The sequence below is a fragment of the Yersinia thracica genome, from assembly GCF_902170565.1.
Taxonomy (GTDB): Bacteria; Pseudomonadota; Gammaproteobacteria; order Enterobacterales; family Enterobacteriaceae; genus Yersinia; species Yersinia thracica.
The window spans coordinates 1-425 of the sequence record NZ_CABHXX010000017.1; the positions used below are offsets into that span (position 1 = coordinate 1).

The following is a 425-nucleotide window of genomic DNA, read 5'->3' on the forward strand; positions in this document are numbered from 1 at the left end:
TTTGATATCACCGTCGGCGAGCATACTCAGCTCGATGGCGCAGTGATTGCCAGCACGGCTGACCAGAGTAAAAACAGTCTGGACACCGGCACTCTGGGCTTCAGTGATATCGAAAATAAAGCTGACTTCAACGCCGAACATCAGGGCGGCAGCCTGAGCACCGGCGGCCCGGTGGGGTCTGACCTGCTGAGCAATCTGGGCGGCGTGGTGCTGTCGGGGCTGGGCAATGACGGTCATGCCGGGGGCACCACACAGGCGGCGGTCAGTGAGGGCAACATCACCCTCCGTGATACCGATAAACAGCAGCAAAATGTTGATGACCTGAACCGCGATACCGACAATGCCAACGGCAGCATCGGCCCGATATTTGATAAAGAGAAAGAGCAAAACCGCCTCAAAGAAGCACAGCTGATTGGCGAGATAGG

General features: G+C 56.9%; 1 pseudogene. It reads left to right on the forward strand.

From position 1 onward, the window contains the following. Positions 1 to 425: pseudogene (locus FTA91_RS02360) on the forward strand (hypothetical protein); the annotation flags it as partial.